At 72.7% G+C, this 21250-nt stretch carries 20 protein-coding genes; 6 read left to right on the plus strand and 14 right to left on the minus strand.

Annotated elements, in window-relative coordinates; translation table 11 throughout:
• Window positions 1–160: 160 nt before the first annotated feature.
• Complete coding sequence (locus BGP03_RS21155) at window positions 161–532, minus strand: hypothetical protein (RefSeq protein WP_298799300.1); 372 nt, start codon at window positions 530–532, stop codon at window positions 161–163.
• 212 nt (window positions 533–744) lie between these two features.
• Window positions 745–1131 (minus strand): hypothetical protein, encoded by a 387-nt coding sequence (locus BGP03_RS21160; protein WP_296371504.1) that lies wholly within the window; start codon window positions 1129–1131, stop codon window positions 745–747.
• A 322-nt stretch (window positions 1132–1453) separates the two neighbouring features.
• Here BGP03_RS21160 and BGP03_RS21165 point away from each other — a divergent pair, with 322 nt between their 5' ends.
• Window positions 1454–2653 (plus strand): DUF885 domain-containing protein, encoded by a 1200-nt coding sequence (locus BGP03_RS21165; protein ID WP_296371502.1) that lies wholly within the window; start codon window positions 1454–1456, stop codon window positions 2651–2653.
• A gap of 341 nt (window positions 2654–2994) precedes the next feature.
• Window positions 2995–4332, plus strand: a complete 1338-nt coding sequence (locus BGP03_RS21170; protein ID WP_296371500.1) for a PhoH family protein — start codon at window positions 2995–2997, stop codon at window positions 4330–4332.
• A 61-nt stretch (window positions 4333–4393) separates the two neighbouring features.
• Here BGP03_RS21170 and BGP03_RS21175 read toward each other — a convergent pair whose 3' ends face one another.
• Window positions 4394–4798 carry a hypothetical protein gene (locus BGP03_RS21175; RefSeq protein WP_296371498.1) on the minus strand — a complete coding sequence of 135 codons (405 nt, stop codon included), beginning with the start codon at window positions 4796–4798 and terminating at the stop codon, window positions 4394–4396.
• Between the two features lie 7 nt (window positions 4799–4805).
• The gene (locus BGP03_RS21180) at window positions 4806–6245 is read right to left on the minus strand and encodes a GuaB1 family IMP dehydrogenase-related protein (protein ID WP_298799299.1); all 1440 of its coding nucleotides are present in this window, start codon (window positions 6243–6245) and stop codon (window positions 4806–4808) included.
• Between the two features lie 151 nt (window positions 6246–6396).
• Here BGP03_RS21180 and BGP03_RS21185 point away from each other — a divergent pair, with 151 nt between their 5' ends.
• The 3 genes from BGP03_RS21185 (at window position 6397) to BGP03_RS21195 (ending at window position 10691) form a co-directional block, all read left to right on the plus strand.
• Window positions 6397–6987 (plus strand): hypothetical protein, encoded by a 591-nt coding sequence (locus BGP03_RS21185; protein ID WP_298799298.1) that lies wholly within the window; start codon window positions 6397–6399, stop codon window positions 6985–6987.
• On the plus strand, window positions 6984–10127 hold the full coding sequence (locus BGP03_RS21190; protein WP_298799297.1) for a DUF87 domain-containing protein: 3144 nt from the start codon (window positions 6984–6986) through the stop codon (window positions 10125–10127). Before BGP03_RS21185 ends, BGP03_RS21190 begins: the two co-directional genes overlap by 4 nt.
• Window positions 10128–10196: 69 nt before the next feature.
• Entirely contained in the window at window positions 10197–10691 is a 495-nt protein-coding gene (locus BGP03_RS21195; RefSeq protein ID WP_296371490.1) for an FBP domain-containing protein, read from the plus strand.
• A gap of 7 nt (window positions 10692–10698) precedes the next feature.
• Here the strand turns inward: BGP03_RS21195 and BGP03_RS21200 are convergent, their stop codons facing one another.
• Window positions 10699–12216: an ATP-dependent DNA ligase gene (locus BGP03_RS21200; protein WP_298799296.1), complete on the minus strand. Its 1518-nt coding sequence runs from the start codon at window positions 12214–12216 to the stop codon at window positions 10699–10701.
• A 140-nt stretch (window positions 12217–12356) separates the two neighbouring features.
• A complete protein-coding gene (locus BGP03_RS21205) occupies window positions 12357–12857 on the minus strand; it encodes a DinB family protein (RefSeq protein WP_298799295.1) in 501 nt (166 codons plus the stop codon).
• A gap of 62 nt (window positions 12858–12919) precedes the next feature.
• Here BGP03_RS21205 and BGP03_RS21210 point away from each other — a divergent pair, with 62 nt between their 5' ends.
• On the plus strand, window positions 12920–13876 hold the full coding sequence (locus tag BGP03_RS21210) for a YafY family protein (RefSeq protein WP_296371486.1): 957 nt from the start codon (window positions 12920–12922) through the stop codon (window positions 13874–13876).
• Here BGP03_RS21210 and BGP03_RS21215 read toward each other — a convergent pair.
• From BGP03_RS21215 to BGP03_RS21250, 8 genes are all read right to left on the minus strand, one after another.
• Window positions 13873–14844, minus strand: a complete 972-nt coding sequence (locus tag BGP03_RS21215) for an ABC transporter ATP-binding protein (protein WP_296371484.1) — start codon at window positions 14842–14844, stop codon at window positions 13873–13875. The two genes, BGP03_RS21210 and BGP03_RS21215, sit on opposite strands and share 4 nt — an antisense overlap.
• Complete coding sequence (locus tag BGP03_RS21220) at window positions 14841–15629, minus strand: ABC transporter permease subunit (RefSeq protein ID WP_296371482.1); 789 nt, start codon at window positions 15627–15629, stop codon at window positions 14841–14843. Before BGP03_RS21220 ends, BGP03_RS21215 begins: the two co-directional genes overlap by 4 nt.
• A complete protein-coding gene (locus BGP03_RS21225; RefSeq protein ID WP_296371480.1) occupies window positions 15626–16531 on the minus strand; it encodes an ABC transporter permease subunit in 906 nt (301 codons plus the stop codon). Before BGP03_RS21225 ends, BGP03_RS21220 begins: the two co-directional genes overlap by 4 nt.
• Complete coding sequence (locus BGP03_RS21230; protein ID WP_296371478.1) at window positions 16528–17667, minus strand: ABC transporter substrate-binding protein; 1140 nt, start codon at window positions 17665–17667, stop codon at window positions 16528–16530. Before BGP03_RS21230 ends, BGP03_RS21225 begins: the two co-directional genes overlap by 4 nt.
• A gap of 84 nt (window positions 17668–17751) precedes the next feature.
• Window positions 17752–18936 carry an EAL domain-containing protein gene (locus BGP03_RS21235; RefSeq protein ID WP_298799293.1) on the minus strand — a complete coding sequence of 395 codons (1185 nt, stop codon included), beginning with the start codon at window positions 18934–18936 and terminating at the stop codon, window positions 17752–17754.
• A 61-nt stretch (window positions 18937–18997) separates the two neighbouring features.
• Window positions 18998–20398: a class II fumarate hydratase gene (locus BGP03_RS21240; protein ID WP_296371475.1), complete on the minus strand. Its 1401-nt coding sequence runs from the start codon at window positions 20396–20398 to the stop codon at window positions 18998–19000.
• Between the two features lie 53 nt (window positions 20399–20451).
• On the minus strand, window positions 20452–20589 hold the full coding sequence (locus tag BGP03_RS21245; protein WP_296371473.1) for a hypothetical protein: 138 nt from the start codon (window positions 20587–20589) through the stop codon (window positions 20452–20454).
• 165 nt (window positions 20590–20754) lie between these two features.
• The gene (locus BGP03_RS21250; protein ID WP_299737203.1) at window positions 20755–21111 is read right to left on the minus strand and encodes a L,D-transpeptidase; all 357 of its coding nucleotides are present in this window, start codon (window positions 21109–21111) and stop codon (window positions 20755–20757) included.
• Window positions 21112–21250: the final 139 nt, after the last annotated feature.

Below are 21250 nucleotides of genomic sequence, written 5' to 3' on the forward strand. Positions count from 1 at the left end.
GCGGTGGATCCAGGCTGAGCTGTGTCACGACCGGGTGAAACGGAATGGTGGAAATGCCTCAGGAAGCGATTCGGCAGCGCCTTTTCCGGCATACGAAAAGGGCGCCGGACCGGGTGGTCCGACGCCCTTCGCGTCAGTTCAGCGGTGCGTCAGGAGCGACTCACTGCTCGTGGGCGTCGCCAGCCGAACCGCTGTTGTCGCCGCAGGACGCCGAGTTGTCGGTGTACTGGTCGAGCGACGAGTCGGCGCTGCCCAGCAGGGCGAGGGCGCCGCTGGCGGCGGCGGTGATGTTCTTGACCGGGACCTGGCCCTGGAGGGCGCCACCCTGGATCGGGACGTCGTTGTTGCACGCCTGGACCGGGACGTTGGCGTCGTTGTCCGCCACGTTGACGAGACCCTCGGACTTGTCGCCGTTGACGTTCGAGGTGACCGTCTTGTCGACGTCGTGGTGCTCGCTCGCGAAAGCGAGGGGGCTCACGGCGAGGAGGGTGGCGGCGGCCGCGGCCACGACGATTCCAGCCTTCTTCAGCACAGATCTCTCCTGTTGAGTCATGCGGACCGGCCGGAGCCGATTCCATTCGATGTCCACACCACAGCGGGGAGCCGTGCGGACCGTCCCCAGAATAGCGCTCCCGGGTTCGTGGGAGAAGCTGGGTAATTCCATCGTGTGACAGAAACAAGAAAGGCGTCGGACCATGTGGTCCGACGCCTGACTTGTCAGTTCAGCGGTGAATCAGGAATGACTCACTGCTTGTGGACGTCGCCCGCCGAGCCGCTGTTGTCGCCGCAGGAGCGCGAGTTGTCGGTGTACTGCTCGACCGACGAGGACGCCTTGCCAAAGATGGCCAGCGCGCCGCTGAGGGCGGCGGTGACGTCCTTGACGGGGACCTGCGCCTGGGCGACGCCGCCCTGGATCGGGACGTCGTTGTTGCACGCCTGGATCGGCACGTTGACGTTGTTGTCCGCCACGTTCACGAGGCCCTCGGACTTGTCACCGTTGACGTTCGAGTTCACGGTCTTGTCGCTGTCGTGCCCGTGGCTCCAGCCCGACTCGCCGGCGAAGGCGAGGGGGCTGACCGCGAGCAGGGTGGCGGCGGCCGCAGCCACGACAATTCCAGCCTTCTTCAGCACAGTTTTCTCCTGTTGAGTCATCCGGATCCGACCGAAGTCGATTCCATTCTTGCCAGCGTCTGCCGGGGAGCCCTCGCTGACCACGAGAAAGGTATCCGAGGCTCGGGGTCGCGCGCAATTCCCCTACCACGATCGAATGATCAACGCACTGTGTGTGTGGATACGCCTACCATCGGATGACTCGTGAAGGGGGAATACGAGGCGAACTGCGACTCTCCGTTCACCACAACAGACCACACAACACCCGTCCGGGACCGTAACTTTTCGCCCCGAGACCGTGCGCGATCGCGCTCCGCGTCCACCGCACCGGTAGCGTGGACCGGTGCGGGCCGACGGGGTGGTGACCGAGTACCTCCGGATCGTCCGCACGCTGGCGCTGCTCCTGCCCGGTTCCGTCGACGCGTTCGGCCCTTCGTTCCGTGACGCGGCCGAGGCCCCGATGACGGCCCCCGAGCTCGTGCGGGCGTCCGGCCGGCTCGCGCGGTCCCTGCCCGACCGCCTCGATCCCGCCCGCGTCGACTTCCTCCGGGGTCAGCTCGTGGCCTGCGAGTGGACCGCGCGACGGCTCGTCGGGCAGCCCGTGCCCTTCGCCCGTGAGGTGCAGGAGGTGTTCGGCGTCCGGATCAGGATGGGCTCCGAGGACGCCTACCGCGGGGCCCATCGCGAACTGGAAGAGCTGCTGCCCGGCCCGGGCCCGCTGGCCGAGCGGGTCGCGGCGCACCGTCGCCGGGAGGAGGTGCCGCGTGACCGGCTCGTCGCGGTGGTCCGGGCTCTCTCCGGTGCGCTGCGCGAACGGACGGTGGCGAAAGTGGACCTCCCGGCGGGCGAGCACGTCGGCCACCGCCTGGTCGACAGCGCCCCGTGGAGCGCGCTGCACCACTACCGCGGCGGCTACGCCTCGACGGTGACGTTCAACGCCGGGGCCCGGCTGCGGTGCTCTCAGCTCGCCCAGATCGTGGCGCACGAGATCTACCCCGGCCACCACACCGAGCGCTGCCGGAAGGAGGTGGGGCTCGTGGCCCGTGGCTGGGGGGAACACCGGGTCGTCGTGGTGACCTCACCGCAGAGCCTGGTGGCCGAGGGGGCGGCCGACCTCGGGCTGCGGGCGGTGGTCGGACCGGGCTGGGGTCCCTGGGCCGCCGAGGTGCTCGCCGACGTCGGGTGCGCGTTCGACGGTGAGCTGGCCGAGCGGGTGGATACGGCCACGTCGGCGCTCACCCGGGCCCGTCTCGACGCCGCGGTGCTCCTGCACGGCCATCGCGCGTCCGAGGCGGAGGTGCTCGACCACCTCTGCCGGTGGCTGCTGGTCGGGCAGGAACGGGCCGCCGCGGTGCTCGGCTTCCTCCGTCACCCCCTCTGGCGTGCCTACACCACCACCTACGTCGAAGGCCCGGAGCTGCTCCACCGCTGGTGGGAAGCCGGGTCGTCGGCGGACCGGCTGGTGCGGATCCTCGACGAGCCGCTGACGCCGTGGACCCTGCGCGCCGAGTCCGCGCAGGTCCCGGTGGCACCGGCGGGTTGATCCGGATGGCCGCGGCCATACGTGGGGAAGCGGTCGGGAACGACGACAGGCGGTGTCTGTGGAGCGATGAGCGGTAGGCCGTTCTGTTCAATCTCGCCACGTGAACACGAGATGACGCGGCGTTGCTGTTGACCGCACCGGGGTGACCGCCGGTAGCGTGAGCCTCGGCGAGTTCGTACCCGATGCGAGCCGCCCGGGGAGGCCCTGGTCGTGGTGTTGACACCCGAGGGGGCCGGCACCCGGCCCTCGTGGGCATCTGTGGCACCGCCACAGATGCCCGAGCCAGGGCCGGCCGGCCCACCAGAGTGTGGGCGCGGTGCCGCGCCCACGAGGGAGCAACCGTGACCGAAGGTCGTACAGCCCCCATCTCGGAATCGACGCGCTGCTACGTGCTCGACACCTCCGTCCTCCTGTCGGACCCCTGGTCGCTGACCAGGTTCGACGAGCACGAGGTCGTCCTGCCGCTGGTGGTCATCACCGAACTTGAGGGCAAGCGGCACCATCCCGAACTGGGGTGGTTCGCCCGCACGGCGCTGCGCACGCTCGACGAGCTGCGCATCGAACACGGCCGCCTGGACGCCCCGGTGCCCATCGGCACCGCGGGCGGCACGCTGCACGTCGAGCTGAACCACACCGACCCTACGGTTCTCCCCGCGGGTTTCCGCACGGACGGAGGAGACAGCCGCATCCTCGCCTGCGCGCTGAACCTGGCCGCCGAGCGCAAGCTCGACGGCCGCGGCGAGGTCGTGCTCGTCACGAAGGACATGCCGCTGCGCGTCAAGGCCGCCGCGGTCGGGTTGCAGGCCGACGAGTACCACGCCCTCGACGTGGTGCCCTCGGGCTGGACCGGCATGACCGACATCGAGGTCGCCCCCGACGACGTCGACACGCTCTTCCGCGACGGCGTCCTCGACCACGACGCCGCCCGCGACCTGCCCTGCAACACCGGCATCCGCCTCACCGGTGGCGGTTCGGCCGCGCTCGGCCGGGTCACGGCCGACAAGCGGGTGCGCCTGATCCGTGGCGACCGGGAGGCCTTCGGGCTGCACGGCCGCTCCGCCGAGCAACGGGTGGCCCTGGACCTGCTGCTCGACCCCGACGTCGGCATCGTCTCCCTCGGCGGCCGGGCCGGCACGGGCAAGTCGGCGCTCGCGCTGTGCGCCGGCCTGGAGGCGGTGCTGGAGCGCCAGCAGCACCGCAAGGTCGTGGTGTTCCGGCCGCTCTACGCCGTCGGCGGGCAGGAGCTCGGCTACCTGCCGGGCAGCGAGAGCGAGAAGATGGGGCCGTGGGCGCAGGCCGTCTTCGACACCCTGGGTGCGCTGGTCAGCCAGGACGTCATGGACGAGATCCTGGCGCGCGGGATGCTGGAGGTGCTCCCGCTCACGCACATCCGCGGCCGCTCGTTGCACGACAGCTTCGTGATCGTCGACGAGGCGCAGTCACTGGAGCGCAACGTGCTGCTCACGGTGCTGTCCCGGCTGGGCACCGCGAGCCGGGTGGTGCTGACCCACGACGTCGCCCAGCGCGACAACCTGCGGGTCGGCCGCCACGACGGCGTCGCGGCGGTGATCGAGAAGCTCAAGGGCCACCCGCTCTTCGCCCACGTCACGCTGACGCGGTCGGAGAGAAGCCCCATCGCCGCCCTGGTGACGGAGCTGCTGGAGGGCCCCGCCGCCTGACCCCTGACCTGGTCGTGCGCGGATATCGGTGCCGGGGCACCGATATCCGCGCACGGGGCCGTCAGGCCGCCCGGAACTCCGCCGGGCGCCCGCGCGGCGCCTCGGCGAGGGCCTTGCGCGTGTTCTCCACGTCGTAGTCCTTGCCGTACACCGGAGTGCCGGGCTGCTGGCGCCACGACTCCTCGATGCTGCCGGCGTCCACCGGGTCGAAGCCGAGCCGGTCGACCAGGTCGAGGGCCAGCTCCTTCCCCGGGCCGTCCGCTCCGGCCACCGGTAGCGCGATCCTGCCCTCGGCGCCGGCGGGCTTGCCCCGCTCCAGCAGGTGCTTCCAGAAGATCCCGTTGAAGATCTTGATGACGGGCGCGCCCAGCTGCTCGGCGACCCACACGCTCTCCGGGGTGCCGTCCTCGATGGCGTCAATGCGGCCGTCACGCTGCTGCGCAACCCCGACGCCCGGGGACCCCATTCCCCCGTCACAGGCCGTGGGGGGTGCCCTCCGTGAAGCCTGCCGTCGTCTGGACGCCCACCGTCGCCCGCTCGGCCAGCTCGTCCAGGGTGCGGGCGCCGACGTAGGTCGCGGCGCTGCGCACACCGGCGCAGATGCCGTCGAGAACGTCCTCGACGCCGGGGCGCTGGGGGTCGAGCAGCTGCCTGGAGCTGGAGATGCCCTCCTCGAACAGGGCCTTTCGGGCGCGGTCGAACCCGCCGTCGCCCCTGGTCCGGGCGCTCACCGCACGCTTGGACGCCATGCCGAACGACTCCTTGTACGACCGGCCGGCCTCGTCACGCAGCAGGTCGCCGGGGGACTCGTAGGTGCCCGCCAGCCAGGAGCCGATCATCACCGACGACGCCCCGGCGGCCAGCGCCAGCGCGACGTCGCGGGGGTGGCGGACGCCGCCGTCGGCCCAGACGTGCACGCCCAGCTCACGGCCCGCCGCGGCGCACTCGAGCACGGCCGAGAACTGCGGGCGGCCGACGCCGGTCATCATCCGCGTGGTGCACATCGCGCCCGGGCCCACGCCGACCTTGACGATGTCGGCGCCCGCGGCGGCGAGGTCGCGCACACCCTCGGCCGTGACGACGTTGCCCGCGGCCACCGGCACGCTCGACCCCGCATCGGTGACGACGGCGCGCACGGCGGTCAGCGCGTCGAGCATCTTCTGCTGGTGGCCGTGCGCGGTGTCGACGACGAGCAGGTCCACGCCCGCGTCGAGCAGCGCCTTCGCCTTGACGGCCACGTCGCCGTTGACGCCGACCGCCGCGGCGGTGCGCAGCCGGCCCGATGCGTCGAGCGTGGGGGAGTAGACCTCGGCCCGTAGCGCCCCGAGGGCGGTGAGCAACCCGGCGAGGCGGCCGCCGGAATCGAGGCCGAGCGCCACCCCGCGCCCACCGAGCGCCTCGAAGACCTGCTGGGGCGGGGTGTCGAGCGGGAGCATCACCGGCGACGGGTCCAGCACGTCGGCGAGCCTGGTGAAGCGGTCCACGCCGGTGCAGTCGGCCTCGTCGACGGTGCCGACCGGGCGGCCCCCGTCGTCGACCACCACGACGGTGCCGTGGGCGCGCTTGGGCAGCAGGCTCAGCGCCTCGGCCACGGCGTCGCCGGCGTGCAGCACGAGCGGGGTGTCCCAGACGGGGTGCCGCGACTTGATCCAGCTCACGATCTCCGTCACCGCCTCCGGCGCCACGTCCTGCGGCAGCACCGTGAGCGCGCCGCGGCGGGCCAGCGTCTCGGCCATCCGGCGACCGGCGACGGCCGTCATGTTGGCGGCGACGACCGGCACCGTGGCGCCCGACCCGTCGGTCGTGGCGAGGTCGACGTCGAAGCGCGACGCCACCGACGACCGGCTCGGGACGAGGAACACGTCGTCGTAGGTGAGGTCGTGCTGAGGGGAGTGACCGTCGAGGAAGCGCACGGTCTCTGGATGCTACGCCGCGCGCCGTCAGGGGCCCAGCAGTGGCGGAGGACGTGAGCGTAACGAGGTCCCACGGGGCCGCGACGAGGGTGGGGGTGCCCGCGGATCAGGGGTACGCCGACCCAGGATCGCCGCGAACCGGAGGACGTCCGTGTCTGCTGAGCAACTGACCAACCGCGAGCGGGCCGTCCTGCTCGCACTGATGGCGGAGGCGCGCGAGCTGACCAATGCCGAGCTGCGGGCGGTGTCCGGCCTCGCTCTCGACGGCGAACCCCGACGGAGGCTGAACGACCGCAAGCTCGTGACCTCGACCAAGGTGGGCCGGAGCTTCACCCACGAGATCACCGACGACGGCGTGGCCTGGTGCACGGCCGAGCTGTCGCAGCCGGTTCCGGCGCGTGCGGGCTACCTGGGCGGCGCGCTGTACGCCCTGCTGGCCGGGCTGGCGCGCAGCGGGCAACCGTTGCACGAGATCTTCCGACCCGACGTGGAGCAGCAGATCCGTGGCGCCTACCTGCGGCTGGCGAAGCCGGGCGAGTGGGTCGGTCTGGCCGAGCTGCGCGAGCAGCTCTTCGGTGTCCCTCGACCGGCGGTCGACGCCGAGCTCGAACGGATGGCGAGCACTCCCGGAGTGCACGTCCAGGCCGAGCCGAACCAGAAGGCCCTCACCGGCGCCCACCGGGCCGCAGCCGTCCGCTTCGGTGGCGACGACCGGCACATGCTGATGATCGAGGCGGGATGACCGACGAGGAGCGGATGGCGCTGTCCGCCGTCCAGTTCAACTGGGCCGTCGGGCCGGAGGACGTCTGGAGCCCGGTCACCCACCACGTCGAGGGACTGCACGAGAAGGTCGGCAACTCGGTGCTGGCCTCGGTGGCGGCCGCGCGGGCGAGCACCGGGTCGAGCCCGATCGGTGTCGTCCTGCAGGGCGAGCGTGGTGTCGGCAAGACCCACATGCTCCGATGGTTGCGCCAGCACGTGCAGGGACACGACGGCTACTTCTTCCTGATCAAGCTGCTGGACGGTGACGAGTTCTGGCGCAGCGCCGTGCACGGCGTCATCGACGGGTTCGACGCCGGCCAGGTCGACCAGCTCGGGCCGCTGTTGCGCCGCCTGGCCGAACTGGCCGAGGTCCCGGCCGTCGACCGTGCGCGCATCGCCGGGACGATCCCGGTGACCCGCGAGAACCTCGACGACCTCGTCGCGGGGCTCCGCCGGGTCGACCGCCAGATCTGGTCGGACTGCCAGAACACGCTGCGGGCCCTCGTGCTGTTCCGCGCGGACGACCCGGACGTCCAGGAGATCGGATACAGCTACCTCACCCTCGACGGTGATGTGGAGGAAGCGGCGCGCGAGGAGTGGGGGTTCCGTCGGGGAGCCCGGTCGCGCCAGCTCGTGCTGCGTGACCTGTCGCGGCTGCTCGCCCTGACCGGTCCGACCGTGATCGCAGTGGACCAGATCGACCCCCTGATCACCCAGTCCGCCACGGCGCTGGCCGACGCCGATGATCCGCAGGCGAAGCAGGACGCCATGGTGGGCGAGATCGCCAACGGGCTGATGGAGCTGCGGGAGGCCACCCGGCGCACCTTGTCGGTGGTGGCGTGCCTGCCCGCGTCCTGGCAGCTGATCGTGAGGAACGCGCTCCACTCGGCACCGGACCGCTTCCGGACCGAGACGCTGCAGGGCGCCATGCCGGACTCGGCGGTCGCCAGGGCGATCGTCGGCCAGCACCTGGGCGGCCTCTACGCCGAGGTCGGGTTCACGCCGCCCTACGAGTCGTGGCCGGTCCTGCCTTCGGCATTCGACCGGCCGAGCGCGCGGAACCTGACGCCGCGCAAGCTGCTGCAGCGGGTGGACGCCCACATCCGCGTGTGCCTCGACTCGGACGCCGTGTGCGAGCTGGAGGATCTGGCCGAGGAGCCGCGACCGGTCGATCCCGCTCCGCGCTCCGACGACATCATGCTGAGGGAGATGGACGACTGGTTCGCCCGCCTCCGTGCCGAGGCGGACGTCGCCGCCCCGCTGGACAAGGACATCGAGGACCAGCGGATGCCGGCCCTGCTCACCGCCGGCCTGAGCGCCTACATCGCCGAGCTGGGGGAGGACGGGCAACACTTCGCCGTCGACGCGATGCGTGGCAAGAAGCCCGCTCTGCACGCGCGCCTGCGGCAGACGTTGCACGAGCAGACGGAGGACGAGACCCACTACGCGTTCCGCGCGGTGGCCCACCAGCACCACCGGGCCGTGCAGAGCCGGATCAGCTCGGCCCGTACCGAGTCGGGCCTGCGCTCCGGCGCGGACCGGCGACGGCTCGTGCTGATCCGCAACGTCGCCTGGCCGACCGGCCCGGTCACGGCCAGGGCGGTCGCCGAGCTGGCCGAGCTGGGCGCCGTCACCGTCCCGATCGACGAGGACGACCTGCGGACGTTCGCCGCGCTGGAGGTCATGCAGCGTCCACCGAAGCCCGGCTTCACCGAGTGGCTCGCCGCTCGCAGGCCGGCGGGGTCCACCGAGCTGTTCCGGCGGGTCCTCGGCGATCCGCCGCCGCGGGACGGTGCCCCCTCGACGAGCGCCGCGCCGCCGGTCACGTCCGGGGAGGGTGCGCCTACGGAGCCGGCCGCACCGCACCCCCGTCCGACCCCGCACCCGCGCCCGCCGACGGTCCCGGTGGGGCGCTCGGAGGGCGACCGGCGGCAGGTCACCGTCGAGCTGAAGTCGCTGCGCAAGCACACCGCGGTGTTCGCGGGCTCCGGCTCGGGCAAGACCGTGCTGTTGCGGCGGCTGGTGGAGGAGTGCGCTCTGCAGGGGGTGTCCGCGATCGTGCTGGACCCCAACAACGACCTCTCCCGGCTCGGCGATGCCTGGCCGGCCCCGCCCGCGGGCTGGCAGCCGGGCGACGCGGAGAAGGCAGCGGTGTACCTGGAGCACACCGAGGTCGTGGTGTGGACGCCCGGCCGGGCCAAGGGCCGCCCGCTCGCGTTCCAGCCGCTGCCCGACTTCGCCGCCGTTCTCGGCGACGAGGACGAGTTCCGGCTGGCCGTCGACTCGGCCGTCGCGAGCCTCGCGCCCCGCGCCGGTCTGACCGCGCGCAAGCTCGAGCAGGGCAAGGCCGTGCTGCGGGAGGCGCTCGAACACCACGCCGCCGACGGACACGCCACGTTGGCCGGCTTCGTCGAGCTGCTCGCGGCCATGCCCGATGGCATCAGTGGCCTGCGCACCGGGCCGAGACTCGCCGCGGAGATGGCGGAGCAGCTGCACGCGGCGATGATCAACGACCCGCTGTTCGGCGGCTCGGGCGAGACCGTCGACCCGTCGGTGCTGCTCACACCGGCCGCGCACAAGCGGGCTCGGATCTCCGTGATCAGCTTCGTCGGGCTGCCGGACGATGCCCAGCGGCAGAGCTTCGTCAATCAGCTGCAGATGGCCCTGTTCTCGTGGGTGAAGGCGAACCCGGCCGGTGATCGGCCGCTGGGCGGGCTGTTCGTGATGGACGAGGCGCAGACGTTCGCCCCGTCCGGCGCGCTCACCGCGTGCACCCAGAGCACGATCTCGCTCGCGTCACAGGCCCGCAAGTACGGCCTGGGACTGGTGTTCGCCACACAGGCGCCGAAGGGCCTGCACAACCGCATCACCGGAAACGCGGCCCTGCAGTTCTTCGGCTTCCTCAACTCGGGCGCCCAGATCAACGCGGCCGCCGAGCTGGCGCGGGCCAAGGGCGGCCAGGTGGACGACATCTCCCGGCTCGGCTCGGGCCAGTTCTACGTGGCGGGCGAGGGCCTGTCGTTCGAGAAGGTGCGCGAACCGATGTGCCTGAGCCACCATCCGGCGAGCCCGCCCACCGCAGAGGAGGTCATCGCGCGCGCTGCGACGAGCCGGGCGTAGCTCGGTCGGGTCCAGGGCTCGTCCGAACCGACGTGACGGCATCCGGTCGGCGGCCTAGGGTCGGCCCCCGTGAGCACGACGACCACCACCGACGCCCGCGTCCGCCGGGCCATGGCGAACTCGACCAAGGGCGAGGCCTCGCGGATGACCCTGCCCGCCTGGGTGCGGGACCTCGATCTCGACGCCGTCGACGACGTGCTGGGCTGGCGCGACCCGAAGGCCCCGGAGCGCGGTGTCCTGCTGGTACCGGACGAGGACGGGCCCGTGGGGATCGCCCTGCGGGCGGGTGAGCGTGGGGTGCGGGCGGCCGCGATGTGCGCGCTGTGCCGCACCACCCACGCTCCCGGCCGGGTGGAGCTGCTCGTGGCGCGGCGACCCGGTGCGGCCGGGCGCAACGGCGACACCGTCGGCACCTACGTGTGCGGGGACCTGCTGTGCGCGCAGCACGTCCGGGTCGAGAAGCCCACCGCGGCGCTGCGGCCGACCCCGGGCACGGACGTCGAGGAGCGCCGCGCCGGCCTGCGGGAACGCGCGGCGGAGTTCGTGCGCGCGGTGCTGGGGTGAGCCCCGGTCAGGTCGACAGGAACGCGCGCACCACGTCGATCGTGTCGGCCTCGGCCGGGGTCTTGTCCGGCCGGTAGCGCAGCACGCGGGCGAAGCGCAGCGCCACTCCGCCGGGATAGCGGACGCTGCGCTGCGCACCGTCGAGTGCGATCTCGACGACCAGCTCCGGGCGGAGGAGCACCGCGTGGCCCTCGTCGGAGCGGGTGTAGGCCGGGAAGGTGGCCGTCTGCCAGGCCAGCAGCTCGTCGGTCATGCCCTTGAACGTCTTGCCCACCATGATCGGCTCGCCGCCGTCGGGATCGCGGGCGCCGAGGTGGATGTTGGACAGCGAGCCCGTGCGCCGGCCGTAGCCCCACTCCGCGCCGAGCACCACGAGGTCGAGGGTGTGGACGGGCTTGACCTTCTGCCACGCCTTGCCGCGCCGGCCCGCCGCGTACGGCGCGTCGAGGGACTTGACGACGACGCCCTCGTGGCCGGCCGACAGCGCGTCGTCGAGCACCTGGGCGGCCTGCTCCGGCGTCGGACGCCGGACGCCGGGCATGTGCAGGGGATCGGTGAGCAGGCCCGTGAGCGCGTCGAGGCGCAGGTGCAGGGGCTCGTCGAGCAGGTCGACGCCGTCGAGGTGCAGCAGGTCGAAGAAGAACGGGCTCAGCAGCGCCTGCTCGTCCGCGGCATCGCTGCCGAACCGGCTCATCGTGTCCTGGAACGGGCGGGGGCGGCCGTCGTCGTCGAGCGCGAGCGTCTCGCCGTCGAGCACGGCGGTGGTGCAGGGCAACGCCCGGACCAGCTCCACCAGCTCGGGCACCCCGTCGGTGATCTCCCGCAGCGTGCGTGTCCACACCCGCACCTCGTCGCCGTTGCGGTGGACCTGGATGCGGGCGCCGTCGAGCTTGAACTCGACGGTGACGTCCGCGCCGAGGCCTTCGAGCGCCGCATCGAGCGAGTCGCCGGGGCTCGCGAGCATCGGGCGGAGCGGCGTGCCCACCTGCAGGCGCACGGCGTCGAGGGCCTCGACGCCGCCGGCCAGCGCCGTGACCGCGGTGGCGGGCAGTCGGCCCGAGAGCATGAACGCCCGCCGCACGCTCGCCGCAGGCACCTCGGCCGCGCCCGCGATGGCGTCGAGCATGACGCCCTCCAACGCCCCCTGCCGCAGCTCGCCGGTGAGCAGCCGGACGAGGAACGCCTGCTCGTCGGCGGTGGCGGCGCCGAAGAGCGCCTCGAGGAGCTCCCGGCGACGCCGGGTGGAGCCGGCGCCGGACGTGCCGGCGAGCTCGGTGAGCAGGCCGTCCACCTGCGTGACCGAGAGGGACGGCGCAGCGGCGGGATCACCGGCCAGGCCCGACAGCGTGCGCCAGCCCGTGCCGATGCGCCCCTGCCGCGGCTCACCCGCCAGCCAGCTCGTGGCCGCCTCGATCTCGTCGGGCCCCGCTACGCGCAGCAAGGCCGCCAGCGCCGCCGACTTCTCCTTGCGGGAGCGGGTGGCGCCCACGGCGGTGGACGTGGCGACGACCTCGGCGAGCAGCACGGCACCCATCCTGACAGCGACCACCGACAGTTCGCTCGTGAGCGGAAATCAGGGCGGGAACACTGATATCCGCGCACGGGCGGCGGAGCCGCACCTTCTCCGGCCGGCCGCCCGGGGATGTCGTCCTTCTCGTCCACGGGTCAGCCCATCGTCTTCTGGCCGTCGATGGCCTCGCGGAGGATGTCGGCGTGGCCGGCGTGCTGGGCGGTCTCGGCCACGATGTGCACGAACACCCGCCGGGCCGAGCGGGTGGCTCCCGGCCTGAACCACGGGGCCTCCGGCAGCGGGTGGGACGCGCCGAGGTCGGGCAGGGTGCGCACGAGATCGTCGGTGCGCCGGGCGATCTTCTCGTAGTCGGCGAGCACGCCGGCCAGCGTCTCGTCCTCGCGCAGGACGAAGCCGTCGAGGTGCTCGGTGTAGCTGTCCTCGGTCATCGCCATCGAGGCGGGCCCGTCCACGATGAAGTCGGCCCAGCCCTTCTCGGTCAGGGACACGTGCTTGACCAGGCCGCCGAGCGTCAGCTCGCTGACGGTGGGGCGCAGCCGCGCCTGGTCGTCGGTCAGCCCCTGCACGGTGTGCAGCAGGAAGCCGCGGTGGGTGGCGAGGGATTCCAGCAGGTCGTCGCGCTCGTTCGTCGTCATGGGAGGGACTCTATGACCCATACCGGCCACTTCCTGACCTGAATTCCGGGAGAATGGAGAGCATGGCCAACACGAGCTCGCGGACCCTGCGCCTGCTGTCGCTGCTGCAGACCCACCGGTTCTGGGCGGGCGTGGACCTCGCCGGGAAGCTCGACGTCTCGGTCCGCACGCTGCGCCGCGACATCGACCGGCTGCGCGAGCTCGGCTACCCCGTCGAGGCGAGCCGGGGCGTCGACGGCGGGTACCAGCTCGCGCCCGGGGCGGCGCTGCCTCCGCTGGTGGTGGACGACGACGAGGCCGTCGCGATCGCCGTCGGGATGCAGGCCGCGGCGCAGGGGGCGGTGGCGGGCCTGGAGGAGCCGGCGCTGCGCGCGCTGACGAAGGTGGTGCAGGTGATGCCGCCCCGGCTGCGCCGCCGCGTGGACGCGCTGCGCGCCGCCACGGTGCCGCTGAGCTGGGGCGGGGCGCCCGCACCGGCGCTGGACTCCGCGTCGCTGATCGTCGTCGCCCAGGCCTGCCGCGACACCGAGCGGCTCGAGTTCGCCTACACCGCCCGCAGCGGCGACCCGACGGAGCGCCACGTGGAACCGCACCGGCTCGTGCCCGTCGGCCGTCGCTGGTACCTGGTGGCCTACGACCTGGGCCGCCACGACTGGCGCAGCTTCCGTCTCGACCGGCTCACCGCGCCCCGACCCACCGGCGTCCGCTTCCGCCCCCGTGAGCTGCCCGCCGTCGACGCGGCCGCGTTCGTGAAGGCCGGGCTCGCGTCCGCGCCCGCGGTGTCGTTCGCCGTGGAGGTGCGGGTGCACGCCCCGGTCGCGGCCGTGCAGGCCCGGATCGGTCGCTGGGCCACGGCCGAGAGCGTCGACGAGGGGAGCTGCCTGCTGCGGATGAGCAGCGACACCCTCGACTGGCCGGCCATGCTGCTGGGCTCGATCGGGGCGGAGTTCGAGGTGCTCGCCCCGACGGAGCTGGCGGACCAGGTGCGCGAGTGGGGCGCCCGGTTCGCCCGGTCCTAGTGCCCCCCGCCGACCAGCCCGACCGTGGTGGCGTCCCCGATGCCGGGCAGGCCCAGGCGACTCACCACGTCCACGGTGAGTTCGCCGACCTGCGTGGTCAGCACCAGCCGGGTCACCGCGCCGAGGAACGTGCTGGTCAGCACGGTGGCGGGCAGACCATCGGGCACGCCGACCGTCAGGCTCTCGGGCCGGATCTGCGTGCGCTCGGTGCCGTCCGGCACGATGCGCCCGTCCTGCACGGACACGTCGTTCATGACGCCCACGAACTCGGCGACGAAGGCCGTGGCCGGCCGCGTGTAGACCTCCTGCGGCGCGTCCACCTGCTCGAGCCGGCCCGCGTTGAGCACCGCCACCCGGTCGGCCACGGCGAGTGCCTCGGACTGGTCGTGCGTCACGAACAGCGTGGTGATGCCCTCGGCCAGCTGCAGCCGCCGGATCTCGTCGCGCAGCTGCACGCGCACCCGGGCGTCGAGGGCCGACAGCGGCTCGTCGAGCAGCAGCACCGACGGCTGGACGGCCAGGGCGCGCGCCAGCGCGACACGCTGCTGCTGGCCACCGGACATCTCGTGCGGGTAGGAGTCGCCGCGCGCCCCCAGCCCGACCAGCTCCAGCAGCTCGGCGGCGCGGCGCTTGCGCTCGGTGGGCCCGACCCGGCGCATGCGCAGCCCGAACGCGACGTTCTCGCTCGCGGTCATCGTGGGGAACAGCGAGTAGGCCTGGAACACCATGCCGGTGTCGCGCTTGGCGGCCGGCACGCCGGTGACGTCGCTGCCGCCGATGAGGATCTGGCCGGCGGTGGGCTTGTCGAAGCCCGCGAGCAGGCGCAGCGCGGTGGTCTTCCCGCACCCCGACGGCCCGAGCAGGGCGAGCAGCTCGCCCTCCTTCAGCGTGAGGTCGAGGCCGTCGAGGGCGAAGGTGGAGCCGTAGGCGCGCTGTACGCCCCGGAACTCGACGGCGGTGCCGGTCATGCGTCAGTTCTCCTCGTCGTGCGGCCACCCACGTACGACACGAGCAGCAGCAGCACCCAGGTGAGCACGAGGCTGGCCAGCGTCAACGCCACCGAGACTCCGGCGGCGCTGCGCCCGACGTCGATGACGACCACGGGGAAGGTGTCGGTGTAGAGCAGGATGCGCGCGATGACGACCTCGCCGAGCACCAGCGCGAGCGTCAGGAACGCCGAGCCGAGCACGGCGCTGCGGATGGCCGGCAGCACCACCCGCAGCAGCGCCGACGGCAGCCCGGCGCCCAGGTTGCGGGCCGCCTCGACGAGCGTGCGCAGGGGGATGGCGGCCAGCCCGTTGTCCACCGCGCGGTAGGCGAACGGCAGGGCCAGCACCACGTAGAACGGCGTGAGCGCGGTGGTCGAGGAGGCGAACAGCGACCGGAACGGCTCGGCGTCGAGGTTGGCCTGCACGAACGCGATGCCCGCTGCCATGACGACGGGCGGCACGACGATCGGCAGGATCGTGGCCGTCTCCAGCAGCGCGGCCACCGAGGGGAACCGCAGCCGCACCCACACCGCGGTGGGGATCACCAGCACGAGCACGAGCACCGCGGTGAGTACGGCGATCTGCAGCGACACCAGCAGCGACCCGAGCAGCACCGGGTCGGTGCCCAGGGCCAGGTAGTTCGCGAACCCGTAGCCGCCCGCGGGCTTGCGGAGGCTGAACTCGCCTGCGGAGATCAGCGGCACCAGGAAGTAGATCGCCGCGATCGTGAAGACGACGACGCGCCAGCGGCGCCCGCGGGTCATCGGGCCCGCCACCGCGACGCGCGGCGCTGCAGGATCAGGTACCCGACCATCACGACGCCGATGACCACCACCATGTCGAAGCCGAGCGCGAGCCCGACGTTCTGCTGGTCGGCCAGCACGTTGCCCGACAGCGCGGACGCGATCGAGTTGGTGACCAGGGGGATCTGCCCGCTGGTGAGCGCGAGCGCGGTGGCGTAGGCGGCGAAGGCGTTGCCGAACAGCACCAGCGTGGCCCCGCCCAGCGCGGGCGCGAGCACCGGCAGCGCGATGTGCCGCCAGTACGCCCACGCCGACGCGCCGAGGTTCTCCGCGGCCTCCCGCCACTGCGGCAGCAACCCCTCCAGCGCCGGGGTGATCAGGATGACCATCAGCGGGATCTGGAAGTAGACGTAGGTGAGTCCGAGGCCGGTGAGCGAGTCGATGCGGAAGCCGAGGCCGTAGAGGTCGATGCCGACGCCCTTGAGGAACAGCGTGGCCAACCCCGTCTGGCCGAGCGCGCCGATGAACGCGAACGCCAGCGGTACACCGCCGAAGTAGGCCAGCACGCCCGACGCCGTGGACACGATGCGGCGCAACGGGCTCGTCGGCCTGCTGGTGAGCACGGCCTGCGCCAGGAAGACGCCGAACACGGCACCGACCAGCGCCGTGACCGCCGAGATCGCCAGGCTGGAGGCGAACGCCAGCCGGTACTGCGGCTCGGTGACCGAGGCGATGATGTTGTCGAACGTGGGTGCCCCGGACCGGTCCGACAGCGCCCCGCTGATCACGAAGTACAGCGGGCCGCCGAGGAACACCAGCAGGTAGAGCGCGAACGGCAGCAACCCCAGGGCCGCCCGCCACGGCCGCGCCGGCCGCGCCACGGATTCCGTGGGCGCGGGCGGCGCCTCGAGGAGGGACGTCACGAGGTGGCGGCCGCCCAGCCCTGGGCCACGACCTTGTTGGCCGCGTCGGTCTGGGCCTGGGTCGGGTACTTCGGCGTGCCCGCGACGGGCGGCAGCACCGCGACCAGTGCCTTGTCCGCCGTGTTGGCCGCGGTCATCGCGACCAGCCGCACCGGGCGGGCCTTACCGGCGAGCCACAGGTTCTGCCCCTGGTCGGAGTAGAGGAACTCCTGCCACAGCCGTGCGGCGGCCGGGTGCGGGGCGTTCTTGTTGATCGCCTGCGCGTAGTACTGGGCGAACAGGCCGTCGGCGGGGACGGTGACCTTCCAGTCGAAGGCGGCCTTGTTCTTCTCGGTCTCGGTGACGTTGAGGTAGTCCCAGTCGAGCACGATGGGCGTCTGACCGCTCTGGATGGTGGCCGAGTTCGGGTCGATCTTCAGCAGGTTGCCGCTCTTGGCCAGGCCACCGAAGAACGTGACACCCGGCGTGATGTCGTCGAGCGACCCCTTGTTGGCGAGCGCCGCGGCCCAGACGCCCGCGAACGCGGCCGCGGCCTGCGTCGGGTCGCCGTTGAGCGCCACCTGGCCCTTGTACTCGGGCTTGGCCAGATCGGCGATCGTGGTGGGGCAGGTGGCCACGAGCTTGCTGTTGCAGCCGATGGAGATGAAGCCGCCGTAGTCGTTGACCCAGGCGCCGTTCGCGTCCTTCGTGCCGGCGTCGATGGTGTCCCAGGTGGCCACCTTGTACGGGGCGAACAGCGCGGTGTTGCTGTTGGCGAACGTCTGGCCGAGGTCGAGGACGTCGGGCGCGCGGTCCTGCGTGCCGAGCTGCTTGACGGCGTTGATCTCGTCCTGGCTGGACCCGTCGGGGTTGGCCGAGTCGATGGCGATGCCGTACTTGGCGGTGAACGCCTTGATGATGTTGCCGTAGTTCGTCCAGTCCGGGGGCAGGGCGATGACGTTGAGCTTGCCCTCGGCCTTGGCCGCGGCGACCAGGGCGTCCATGCCGCCGCCCTCCTGCGCCGACGTCGCGGTGGCCCACCCGGTGCCACCGCCGGACCCCGAGCTCGACGCTCCGGAGCTGACGCAGCCGGTGGCGGTCAGGGCGACGGCGGTGCCGATCACGGCCACCACCATCCGACGTCGTGTTCCGATCATCAACAGCTCCTCGCGCGGGGGTGAGCGAGGAATGTAGCGCCGTGATCGGACCGAAGGCGAGGCTCGACTCGGTCACGGTGGGAGTCACGCCGCCGGGAGGGCTCCGGTGGCTTCCTGCAGCAGGTCGGTCACGCGGGCCACGCCCACGCAGCGGCCCGCGTCGTCGAGCAGGACCAGGTCGTCGTAGCTGCGGGTGCGGTCCCCGGACAGGCAGCGCTCCAGCGCGGTGCGGACGTCGGTGCCGACGGCCGCCGTCCGAGGCGCCTCGGACAGCGAGCGGGCGGGTCGTTCGGCGTAGAGCGCTCGGCCGAACGGCCCCGAGATGGCGAGCATGAACCGGTTGCGGTCGAGGAATCCGGCGGGGTGCCCGCCGGCGTCGAGCAGGACGACGCATCCGGCCTGCGGGTGGTCGGCCAGGGCCTGGCGCACGTGCTCCGCCGTCGCGTCGTCGGGAAGTGCGACGGGGGTCTGCGAGAGATCGGCGAGCGTCGGGGGCGCCGGCGGCGTGGTCCGCGGTACCGGCGACGGACGGGCGGCCGGTGCGATGCCCGGCAGCAGGTCCACCGGCAGCAGGAGCCCCACCGTGGACGGCCTGCGCCGCGGCGTCGCCAGGAGCGGGCCCTGCGCCCACCCGATGCCGTGGTCGCGCACGGCGGCCAGCTCGTCGGTCGTGGTGACGCCGACGGCCGACATCCGCACCCCGACGGCGCGGCAGACGTCGCCCAGGGCGTGCACCACCGTCCGGGCCCGGGGATCGTGCGGGAGCCGGGCCACCAGCCCCGCGTCGATCTTGACCAGATCCGGCGCGAGCTCGGCGACGAGGTCCAGGCCGAAGCCCCGCCCGGCCTCGTCGAAGGCGATGCCGTAGCCCTCGGCACGCAGCTCGGCGACGCCCTCGGCCAGCGCGGACGGCGGGGCGGCCAGCAGTGCCGGGCCGACCTCCAGCAGGATCGGCGGCACGGGCCGGTCGCCCTCCCGGCCGCGCAGGCACTGCTGCAGCTGGGAGACGCGGCGGCGCGCCGACACCACCGTGTCGGCCAGCACGTCGACGTGCAGCGGCACCGTGGCGTCGTACCCGGTGCCGTGCAGCACCGACGCGATGGCGATGCCCGAGTCGAACTCCGCGAGCTGCCGCGGGCCCCACACGGCGCTGCGCACGACGACGGCGCTCCGGTCGCGGGCCTGGCTGCGCTCCACCTCGATGCCGACGGGGCGGCCGTTGACGAGGTTGAAGATCGGTTCGAACGCGAACCGGCCATGCTCACTCATTTGCGTAAGGGAACCAGGAGCAGGTGAACGCAGAGTGTCGTAGCGTTAGTCCATTAGGGTGTCAGGCGTCGCTGCGGGTCATCGCCAGGACGTCGAGGGCGGCGTCGAGCTGCTCCTCGGTGAGCGTGCCCTTGTCCAGGTGCCCGCGCTCCACGACGACCTGGCGGATGGTCTTGCGTTCCTTGAGCGACTGCTTCGCGACCGCAGCGGCCTCCTCGTAGCCCAGGTAGCGGTTGAGCGGGGTGACCACGGCCGAGGACGACTCCGCGAACTCGCGCGTGCGGGCGACGTCGGCCTCGGCCCCGTCGACCACCTTGTCGGCGAGCAGCCGGGCCACGTTCGCCAGCAGCCGCGCCGACTCCAGGACGTTGCGCGCCATCACCGGCATCATGACGTTGAGCTGCAGGTTGCCCTGCGTGCCCGAGAACGCGACGGTGGCGTCGTTGCCCATCACCTGGGCGGCCACCATCATCGTGGCCTCGCAGATCACCGGGTTGACCTTGCCGGGCATGATCGAGCTGCCGGGCTGCAGGTCGGGCAGGTGGATCTCGGCCAGGCCCGTGCGCGGGCCGGAGCTGAGCCAGCGCAGGTCGTTGGCGATCTTGTAGAGCGACACGGCGACGGTGCGCAGTGCGCCGGAGGCCTCCACGAGCCCGTCGCGGGCGCCCTGGGCCTCGATGTGGTCGGGCGCCTCGCTCAGCACGTCGAGTCCGGTGGCCGCGCGCAGCTCCTCGACCACGCCGCTGCCGAAACCGGCGGGCGCGTTGAGCCCGGTGCCCACGGCGGTGCCGCCGATCGGCAGCTGGCCGAGCCGGGGGAGGACGTCGCGGACCCGGGCGGCGCCGTACTCGGTCTGCGTGGCCCACGCGCCGGCCTCCTGGCCGAGGGTGATCGGCACGGCGTCCATGAGGTGGGTGCGGCCGGCCGTGACCACGTCGACCCAGTCGGCCTCGCGGCGGCGCAGCGCGGCGGCGAGGTGCTCCAGCGCCGGGACGACGTCGGTGGCGAGCGCCTCGGTGGCGGCGAGGTGGATGGTGGTGGGGAAGACGTCGTTGGACGACTGCGACGCGTTGACGTGGTCGTTCGGGTGGACGTCCACGCCCGCGCGCGCGGCGACCGTGGCGATCACCTCGTTGGCGTTCATGTTGGAGCTGGTGCCCGAGCCGGTCTGGAAGACGTCGACGGGGAAGTGCGCGTCGTGCTCACCGGCGGCCACCTCGTCGGCCGCGGCGGCGATGGCGGCGGCGAGCTCCGGCTTCAGCACCCCGATCCGGCCGTTGACCCGCGCCGCGGCGCCCTTGACCAGGCCGAGCGCGCGGATCTGCGCCCGCTCCAGCCCGCGGCCGGAGATCGGGAAGTTCTCCACCGCCCGCTGCGTCTGCGCCCGCCAGAGGGCGTCGGCGGGTACCCGCACCTCGCCCATCGTGTCGTGCTCGATCCGGAACGCCTCGTCGTCGGCCATGGACCCAGTGTTCTCCCCGACGCAACAGTGCGCAGTCGGGTGTGGCGCAGGAGTCAGAGCGTGTCGGCCGGTCGCAGGACGAGGTCGTGCAGCCCGCCCAGCACGATTCCGAACACCGGCCCGCCCACGACGGGGACATCGAGGCCCGCGGCGGTCCTCGCGCGGGGTGGAGCGACGAGCACCGGGGCCATGACACCTCCATGTTCACGATGTGACTGGCCGATCGGATGTCCGGCCCTCTGCGCTGACGGGAGCCCGGCGCCGGACTGCGCCGTCCGGCCCACGGAAAAGCCCCGCGGCCTCCGGTGCGGAGGCCGCGGGGCCGCGGCGGGTCAGGCTCGGGGGGATCGGGCTGATCAGGGGCGGACCTGCACCACATCGCCCGGGCTCAGCGACCGGTAGAACGTGGCCGAGGCGGCCCGCGACAGGTGGATGCAGCCGTGTGACAACACCGACAGGCTGCCCTGGTGGAACGCGATGCCCCCGTTGAAGAAGACCGAGTTGGGCATCGGGGCGTCGTTGAAGATGCTGCTCCTGTGGTCGATGTCCTTGAACGTGACCCGGTAGGTGCCGGTGGGTGTCCGGTAGCCGGCCCGGCCGCTGGTGATCGGGACGGGCCCGTACTGGACCACGCCGTTGCGGATCAGCCACGCCCGCCGGGCGGACAGATCGACGCACGCCCGGGCGGTGACGGAGCACGGGGTGCCCTTCACCAGCGCGGAGGCGGCGGGCTTCGCCGGATCCGCCGGCGTCACCGGTATCACGGGGGAAGCGGGTCGTGCGGGTACTGCCGGGGCGGAGGGTCTCGCCGGTGCGGCGGGCGCCGCGGGCCGGACGGCCGGTGCGGCGACC

This window comes from Pseudonocardia sp. 73-21, assembly GCF_001899645.1.
GTDB lineage: Bacteria > Actinomycetota > Actinomycetes > Mycobacteriales > Pseudonocardiaceae > Pseudonocardia.